Below are 8,795 nucleotides of genomic sequence, written 5' to 3'. Positions count from 1 at the left end.
GAGTTTACAACAAATGGTGCCATGAAAGCCTTCGGTCATATTGTTTAAAAGGAGAGGAATTCATTCAGAAAGAAACTGAAAGGATTCTAAAGCTTATTGAACCAGATGTTTTGCCATCTGAGTCTACGCATCAGTGCGAATTGGGTAACCAGTTGGTGCCGAGCGACGCGGACAATGAACCTCCTCTTGATAAAGAAGATGCTCAATCGTGAGAGAAAGCATAAACTACAAGCATCATGTGGTTGGAGGGCTAGGCTTAGTGGTATGGTGAACGTAAGTGAAGCTTCATAAGTATCGTAACGATTAAAGAGCTAAAGATGCTGATAAGCTCCGACCAAAAGGTAATGTGACATTTTTCATTTCTGGATGTACGCAAATAATAATTCCACCGGTATAGAGAAGCCACCTAACCCACTATTGTATGACAAAAGGAACAGGATAAGCCTGTATTTTCGCCTATATGGCAGGCAACCCGCAAGGAATGCTGATGGATGTGCAGGTAAAGGATAATGGAGAAAGCGAATGCCATTTTGTAACGAAATGGATAGAATTTGTAACATTAATTCGCGTGAAAACGAGCAGACTTCCATTTGGTCCCTCATGACAAGAAACTTTGTTAACCACTTAAGGTAGGAAAGCAGATGATTACAAGTACAACTGTAAGAGGTTGTCCGGAAACAAGTAAAAGGCTATAATATCTGAAATTTTAGTACGGATGYMAAAAAGTTGTTATGAGGCTACAGAGGCGTATTGTTAAGGCTGTCCAACAAGGCAGATGGGGTAAGGTGAAAACTTTACAACACCTTCTCACACGCTCTTTTAGCGGCAAAGCTTTGGCGGTTAAGAGAGTAACTGAAAACCAAGGAAAAAACACAGCAGGTGTAGATCGTCAAATATGGTCAACTTGCAACACAAAATTTCAAGGAATAAAGCTATTAAAACAAAGAGGATACAAACCTTCTCCGCTAAAACGGATATACATCAGTAAGTCTAATGGCAAAAGAAGACCTCTTGGAATCCCTACGATAAAAGATAGAGCCATGCAAGCATTATACTTGTTTGCTTTGGAACCGATAGCTGAAACGATCAGTGATCGTCACTCTTATGGTTTTAGACCAAAAAGATCCTGCGCAGACGCTACTGTGGCTTGTCACTTGTTACTGGCAAGCCGTAACCAACTACAATGGATACTCGAAGGTGATATTAAAGGGTGTTTTGATAACATTAACCATGAATGGCTCATGAAGCATATTCCTATGGAGAAGAAAATTCTTCATAGCTGGTTAAAAGCTGGCTTCCTAGAATCAAAAACTCTGTATTCCACAACTGCAGGTACCCCACAAGGTAGTATCATCTCTCCAATACTAGCAAATCTAACCCTAAATGGACTTGAAAAATCATTGGAAAGTCAATTTGGTAAACTTGGCAGTAAAAGAAGAAGCAAAATCAGAAGTGGAGTAAATGTAATCAGGTACGCAGATGACTTTATCATTTCAGGAATCACACGTGAAGTACTGGAAAATGAAGTAAAACCTCTAGTATCGTCCTTTCTTCAGGAGAGAGGTCTTATCCTTTCCGAAGAGAAAACAAAAATTACATCTATTACAACAGGGTTTGACTTTCTTGGTTGTAATGTACGCAGGTATAATAAGAAGTTAATTATAAAACCTTCAAAAGAAAGTATTAAGAAACTTCTTAATAAAGCACGTACATTGATAAAGGCAAACATAGCGAACACTCAGGCCGTACTAATCAAGTTGCTCAATTCCCTATTAAGGGGATGGGGAAATTACTACAGCCATGTGTGTGCGAAAAGAGCTTTTAACAAAATAGACCATGAAATTATGTGTGCTCTATGGAAATGGGCAAAGAAAAGACATCCTCGTAAAGGATTACGTTGGATAAAGAATCGTTACTTCAAGGTAATGAAACAACGCCAATGGGTCTTTGCTGCACCCATATGCAAGAACAAACCGAAAGAGATAAGGTATTTAAGACTGCTTAGGTTGATTGATATACCTATCAGACAACATGTTAAAATCAGGGCGGATGCAAATCCACTTGACTTAAAATGGAAAAAGTATTTTGATGAAAGAGTGAAACAAACAAAAATGTTAGCAAGCTCTTTCTCAAGAGAAGGTTCTCTACTGTTGGTGTCACCATTAAGAATGATGTTTTCTGAGGAATCATCAAGGACAAGCCGGTTCGAGAAAAGAAGGACTTAGATAAGGGGCTCAAGCGTAGTGTGGGGAAACCTGCATGCTGCGTTTCTAAGGGAGGGAGTAGTAGCAATACTACTTCCTTACCTAACCAGCTCGCTAGAGACAAGGGCTTCGAAAAACGCGCTCAATTATATGCCGCTAAAGCCTACTCAAGACAATTAGATAAATCTGGCAACTACATTGATTTAAAGAAAGTCTTCTTTATTGCTATATCAAATTGTAACTTACTTCCTGAAGAAGTTGATTATATTTCTACTCACAATATACGTGATATAAAAACTAACGGCCATTACTTAAAAGATTTTCAGTTTGTCTTTATTGAGTTGCCTAAATTCGCAAAAAATAAAGTAGAGCAGTTAGAAAGTATAGTAGAAAGGTGGTGTTTCTTTTTTAAATACGCAGAAGAAACAACAGAAGAGGACTTAAAAGAGATAGCAGAAAAAGCGCCAATAATAAAGCTAGCATATGATGAATTAGACAAGTTTCGTTGGAACGAAAAAGATTTAGTAGCCTATGAAGAAAGGATAATGGATCTACGCAAAGAAGAAGCTATTCTTGAATACAGACTTGATCTTGCTGAAGAGAAAGGTATACAAAAAGGTATAGAGAAAGGGAAAATTGAAGGGAAAATTGAAGTCGCAAAAGCAATGCTGGCTAATAATGTTGATGTCAACACTATTGTTAAGTTTACTGGCCTTTCTATTAGTGAGATTGAAGAATTAAGTGTGAACGGTTACGTTTATTTTTTATCCTTATCATCAAGTGTAAATAAGGTTATTGTAGAGATTAAGCCTATTATAACTATTATTAACGAAAATGGGGCAGCTTCTCTATAGCGCTCATCGCTTACAAGTTCATATATTCTAGTTGATATAGTTTCAAAATTAAATGGTCTTATAATGAGTGTTGCTGTGAGCTCTTTGATAGTATCCATAAATACGAGCAAAAATCCCGATAATATACTCTTCTTGATGAGAGGGATATGAACATTCAAACATGTGGAAATAGGTCCATGACCCATAGTATATGCAGTCCACTCAATTTCATTTGGTGTTTTTTTGAGCCCTGACTCTACCGCCTTGAAAGATATAGCAAAAAAACGAAATAAATATGAGTAAACTAATGCGCCAATAGTTCCTACCAAGCTAATTTCCACAACATATTGAGTAATGAAAGAGGATATTCTGCTTAAAAATATTATTATACTAATTGCGATAATTGCATTTGGAATTGCGTAGCCTAAAGAAATGAGACGCGCTATATTGTTGATTACCTTATTTTTACGCGCCGTATATCCAATCATTATTGCAATGCTAATTGAGATTAATGCGGTGATAAATGATAAACTAATGCTATTTGCTATTATGTTATAGAATCTTGCTTCGTATATGAAAAACCCCTTCTCTATGCTCCAATATATGAGCGGAATCATTGGCAAAATAAAACCTATTAAGATCGGCAATACACACATAAGATAAGCAAAGGTCAACGGCATAGCGCCACTTATACTCCGTTTGTTGTGATAGTCCGAATTGGTATTGATTGAAGAGTAAGATATTCCTTTTTTTTGTAGTTTTTTTTCGATAGCTATTAGTATCACAACGAAAATTAATTCTGCAACTGCTAAAACAGTAGTTGAATATTTGTCATGCAGTAAAAACCAGGTGCGATATATTCCTGTCGTAAAAGTATCGATAGCAAGAAACTGTGGTGTGCCGAAATCTGTAATTACTTCCATTAGTACCAAAGACAACCCAGCTATAATTGATGGGCGTATGGAGGGTATGATAACAGAAAACAGGCTCTTCAATGAGGAGAACCCAAGCGTTGACGCAATAGTGACTGAGTTACTAACATTCTTTAGACTTGAGCGAACTAACATATAAACGTATGGATATAGGCTGAATCCCATTACTAATATTCCACCACCTAGGGATTTTATTTCAGGAAACCAATAGTCACCTTTGCTCCAATCTAAAATGTCTCTTAATAAGCTCTGCACCGGACCTGAAAACTCTAGCGTATTTACATAGACGAACGCTACTATATATCCAGGAATCGATATCGGAAAGAACAAAGCAATCTCAAAAATTTTACTTCCAGGAAATGAAAAAAATGTGGTGAGCCAAGCTGGAATTACTCCAAATATGAAAGATATTCCCCCTACTCCTACCATCAAAATTAACGTACTCAGTATATATTCAGGAAAAAGTGTACTGATTACCCATTCGGAATTCGCTGAATCTGTAAATAAGATTGATATTAATGATAATATTGGGCAGACGAATAATATGCTTACTAAAAATAAGAATATATTTTTAAATACTCTTAAAAACATTAATTTGAATCTATATTTTATATTAAAATGTTATATGTAAAAACTGAAGATATCCAGTAATTAACAGCCGTACTATTGAATATCTTTATAATTTTGTATATCATGTTTTTAGTTGATAAGTGAATAATCATGAGCTTCGTCATTGCAACTTTCTATCACTTTGTAGAACTCTCTAATTATTATGACATGAAAGACGAAATAAAAGCTGCATGCAACAACGTTGAGTTAAAGGGCACTATACTCCTTGCAGAAGAGGGTGTTAATGCAACAATATCTGGTGAAAGAAACGCAATTGATAAAATATTCGATTTTCTACGTTCTGATTATAGGCTAAGGGACCTTACATGGAAAGAGAGTGCAGCAGAATATCAACCATTTAGCAAGATGAAGGTAAAATTAAAAAGAGAGATTGTGAATCTTGGTGTAAGCAATCTTGATATTTCCCTTAGGGGTAAATATGTTGATCCAGAGCATTGGGATGATTTTACTTCTCAACCTGACGTTTTAGTAATAGATACACGAAACGAGTATGAAGTGAAATTAGGCAAGTTTAAGAATGCAATTAATCCACACACACAATGTTTCCGTGAGTTTCCTCAGTGGACAGAGTCATTTTCTGAGAGTAAAGACCTGAAAGTGGCTATGTACTGCACTGGTGGGATTAGATGCGAAAAATCTACAGCATATATGAAAAGCCTTGGATTTAGTGATGTTTACCATCTTAAAGGCGGCATTCTTTCTTACCTTGAAAAAACTTATAATAAAAATGGTAATTGGAAAGGAGAATGTTTTGTTTTTGATGATAGAATTGCTGTTGATAACTCACTTACTCCAAGCAACACAATAAAATGCATATTCTGCTCAAATCAAGTTTCAACTGATAAACTGAAATCAGTTCCACGTGGCCAAGTGGTTTGTTCTGATTGTAAACTTCAGTGTTATAGCTATAATAAATAAAACATCATACTGCTGCAGTTGTATGCACGTTGTGATTTGAGAGCAACCTCTACCAGAAAGGGTGTCATGCCAGTGCCCAGACACTGGCATCCAGGTTCTTTTTTTCTAGATTCCAGCGTCACGCGCTGGAATGACAATAAAGAGCATATGGTTATGCAAGAAGTCTATTTCTTACCCTTAATCAACTCTAAAGCCTTCTCCAGATCTATACTCTCAATATCTGCACTCTTGCCCAAAGCAACGTTTGTTTTACCGCATTTTATATAGAATCCGTACCTACCGTTGCAGATAAAAACTTCTTTTCCCTTTTCATTAACCCCGAGAGATTTTAACTCTTTGCGTGGACTGTTTGCAATAATTTGTACAGCTTCGCTCAATTCTGTATTCAGCACCTCTTTGGAGCTTTTCTTAAGAGAAAAGTATCTACCATCATAGAAAATATAGTACCCAAATCGCCCAAGGCCTATTTTTACTTCCTTTCCGGTTTCAGGGTGTTCTCCGATTACTTTTGGCAAGGAAAGTAACTGAGTAGCGGTGCTCAGATCAATCTCATTAACATTTATATCTTTTGGTATGGAAACCGTTTTTTTCTTTTTTAACTCGTTATTAAACTCCAGATAAAGTCCAAAAGGACCCTTTTTGATCATCACTTCTTGGTTTGTTATATCATCTATACCTAAACTTTTTGGATATTCTGAATTGTCGTTACTACCTGTAATTTCTTTTGTATGGTTGCATTCAGGATAGTTAGAACATCCAAGGAACACCCCGGCTTTTCCAAAGTTCAATTTCAATATGCCACCTAAGCAAGCAGGGCATTTCGTATTCACCTCTTTTCTTCCTTCTTCTGAACAAAACCAATCGATTACCAAATCGTGAATGCCGCTGAAAACTTCATCATGCGTCATTTGCTTGACAGAGTTTACATGACCAAAAAATGGCACCCAAAAGTGGCCTAATTCTTTTTTCCAATCTGCATGTCCATTTGAAATTAAATCAAGCTTCTCTTCCATTTGTGCTGTGAAATCATACTCTACACAACGCTGAAAAAAAGTTTCTAAAAATATAGTAACGATTTTACCGCGGCTGCTTGGAATAAACCTTTTGCTATCCAATGAAACGTACTCACGATCTTGTAATACCGAAATAATTGTTGCATAAGTTGATGGTCGACCTATACCGATTTCTTCCATTTTTTTTACGATACTTGCTTCACTATAACGAGGTGGCGGTTGAGTGAAATGTTGTTTTGGCTCAACTGAAATCAGCTTACACGCTTCCCCTTCCTTCATGGCAGGTAGCAGGCCTTCATTTTCGGCTTCTATGTTATCTTGGTAGACTCTATAAAAACCATCAAAGAATATACTTGATCCACTTGCTCGCAGAATTACTTTCTGGTCAGTAGAACTAATTTCGACTACCACTTGATCAAGAATCGCCGACTCCATTTGACTTGCAATGGTCCTTTTCCAGATTAAATCATACAATTTAAATTGCTCTGGCGTTAAGTAATCCTTAATACTACCCGGCGTTCTATTGATATCAGTTGGACGAATTGCTTCATGTGCTTCTTGAGCATTTTTGACCTTTTTTACATATTTACGAGGAGACTGCGGTAAATATTTATCACCATATAATGACTTAATTGACCCTCTAATTGAGTTTATAGCCTCATCTGCAATATGAAACCCATCTGTACGCATGTAAGTTATCAACCCTACAGTTTCACCACCAATATCGATACCTTCATATAAATTTTGCGCTATGCGCATAACACTTTTCACATTAAAATACAGTTTATTCACTGCATCTTGCTGAAGACTTGAAGTAATAAACGGAGGAAGCGGGTTTCTCTTAACTTGCTTGCGTTCTACTGTGCTTACAGCATATTGCCTTGATTCAATCTCCCTGACTAAGTTCTTTGCTTCTTCTTCATTCTTAATATCAAATTTTTCTAGCTTTTTATTGTCATAGTGGCTTAGCATAGCAAAAAAAGCCTCATCTTTGCTATTTTGCATTTCTGCTTTTATGCTCCAATACTCCTGTGTTATAAATTTACTAGTTTCATCTTCTCGTTCGCATATAATCTTTAATGCAACAGACTGCACTCGCCCTGCAGACTTGCTTCCCGACAATTTTGTCCACAGCAGTGGTGACAAACTAAATCCAACTAGATAATCCAAAGCTCTACGTGCTTGTTGTGCACGCACTAAATCCATATTAATTTCACGTGGATTTTTTATTGCTTCTTGTACTGCTCTTTTTGTTATCTCATTAAAGACTACTCTATAAATGTTGTTTTAATTACTGATTGCTTTCTTTTCTTTTAATGTCTCTATCACATGCCAAGCCATTGCTTCCCCTTCTCTGTCTGGGTCTGTTGCAAGATATATATCTGATGTTTTGCTTGCGGCTTTTACTAGCTCTTTTATATACTTTTCTGCTTTTTCAATGGTTTCATACTTTATAGTAAAATCATTATCCGGATCGACAGAACCGTTTTTTGCTGGAAGATCCCTCACATGTCCAAAGGATGCAGCTACTTTGAACTCTTTACTCAAATATTTACCTATTGTCTTTGCTTTCGCAGGTGATTCAACTATTAATAATGCCATATTGTTAATTATTTTAGTACTTAAAGATAATATGTTGAGAAATATACAATGAAAAGTAAAAAAATATTTTAATGGTTCTTGTGAATTTTACGAACCGGGTTGTGGGACCTTTTCAGAAAACCCTTGGACGTTGCTATTTTTAAGTGACTTTGAAGGCTCATTACAATAGTATATGATCGCAGCAGCAACGAGAAGCTAGATTCCAGTGTCAGCTACTTGCATGACAAAAAAAGGAGCGCTGGGATGACATCCTCCCTTGTGGAAATTGCTCTCAAATCACAATGCCCGTACAGCCGTAACCCTAGAGGTACTGTTTCTCACCCACTGCAAATATTGCACGGTACTGTCCACTTGGTCGTCGTGGCGCGTTTCAGGAAACATTAAAATCCCATACTCAAAATCGTTCAGCCATACTGCTTGATGTGGCAGAAAAACCTTGCCAGACTCTATAATCGGAACAATTTGATGAAATCGAGTGAGCTTGTCATCATGTGGCACTATTTCAATAATCGGTAAATCACTGTTTGTCTTTAGCTCTTGCACCAATTGTTGACCACTTGTTTTTGCTTCGATTAAAATTGCGTGTGGCGTCCATCTTGCAGCTAGTGACAAAACCTGTTCTTTAAGCTTTGGATACTCAAGCTTTGCGCGATATACGTCGAG

5 protein-coding genes and 3 pseudogenes are annotated in these 8,795 nt (G+C 36.8%); 4 read left to right on the top strand and 4 right to left on the bottom strand.

What is annotated here, in order from left to right:
• Positions 1-460 precede the first annotated feature (460 nt).
• The 3 genes and pseudogenes from WG67_RS06975 to WG67_RS04935 all read left to right on the top strand — a co-directional run.
• Positions 461-604 (top strand): hypothetical protein, encoded by a 144-nt coding sequence (locus tag WG67_RS06975; RefSeq protein WP_173862902.1) that lies wholly within the window; start codon positions 461-463, stop codon positions 602-604.
• Positions 605-731: 127 nt separating this feature from the next.
• Complete coding sequence (gene ltrA / locus WG67_RS04940) at positions 732-2,225, top strand: group II intron reverse transcriptase/maturase (protein ID WP_245683364.1); 1,494 nt, start codon at positions 732-734, stop codon at positions 2,223-2,225.
• A pseudogene (locus tag WG67_RS04935) lies at positions 2,189-2,953 on the top strand (Rpn family recombination-promoting nuclease/putative transposase); the annotation flags it as partial. The gene ltrA and the pseudogene WG67_RS04935, both read left to right, overlap by 37 nt.
• Before the next feature lie 8 nt (positions 2,954-2,961).
• Here the strand turns inward: WG67_RS04935 and WG67_RS04930 are convergent.
• On the bottom strand, positions 2,962-4,560 hold the full coding sequence (locus tag WG67_RS04930) for an ABC transporter permease (RefSeq protein ID WP_070356982.1): 1,599 nt from the start codon (positions 4,558-4,560) through the stop codon (positions 2,962-2,964).
• Between the two features lie 129 nt (positions 4,561-4,689).
• Between WG67_RS04930 and trhO the strand changes: the two genes are divergently transcribed.
• Positions 4,690-5,517, top strand: coding sequence for an oxygen-dependent tRNA uridine(34) hydroxylase TrhO (gene trhO / locus WG67_RS04925; protein ID WP_010963056.1), 828 nt, complete (start codon positions 4,690-4,692; stop codon positions 5,515-5,517).
• A 164-nt stretch (positions 5,518-5,681) separates the two neighbouring features.
• On the opposite strand, the pseudogene topA reads toward trhO, so the two are convergent.
• The 3 genes and pseudogenes from topA to terL form a co-directional block, all read right to left on the bottom strand.
• Positions 5,682-8,132, bottom strand: a pseudogene (topA, locus tag WG67_RS04920) (type I DNA topoisomerase).
• Positions 8,133-8,219: 87 nt separating this feature from the next.
• A pseudogene (locus tag WG67_RS08745) lies at positions 8,220-8,318 on the bottom strand (TomO hydrophobic C-terminal domain-containing protein); the annotation flags it as partial.
• A 90-nt stretch (positions 8,319-8,408) separates the two neighbouring features.
• A partial coding sequence (terL, locus tag WG67_RS08740) for a phage terminase large subunit (RefSeq protein ID WP_458694925.1) occupies positions 8,409-8,795 on the bottom strand: 387 nt, incomplete at its 5' end.

The organism is Wolbachia endosymbiont of Drosophila incompta, assembly GCF_001758565.1.
Classification (GTDB): domain Bacteria; phylum Pseudomonadota; class Alphaproteobacteria; order Rickettsiales; family Anaplasmataceae; genus Wolbachia; species Wolbachia pipientis.
Note: the sequence above shows the minus strand (reverse complement) of the source record. Positions and strands in the feature narration are given on the sequence as shown.

What these genes read in the sequence shown, in the direction of transcription:
- WG67_RS06975 (WP_173862902.1), top strand. Translation starts at nt 461, where the DNA reads ATGGCAGGCAACCCGCAAGGAATGCTGATGGATGTGCAGGTAAAGGAT.
- ltrA (WP_245683364.1), top strand. Translation starts at nt 732, where the DNA reads ATGAGGCTACAGAGGCGTATTGTTAAGGCTGTCCAACAAGGCAGATGG.
- trhO (WP_010963056.1), top strand. Translation starts at nt 4,690, where the DNA reads ATGAGCTTCGTCATTGCAACTTTCTATCACTTTGTAGAACTCTCTAAT.
- WG67_RS04930 (WP_070356982.1), bottom strand. Translation starts at nt 4,560, where the DNA reads ATGTTTTTAAGAGTATTTAAAAATATATTCTTATTTTTAGTAAGCATA.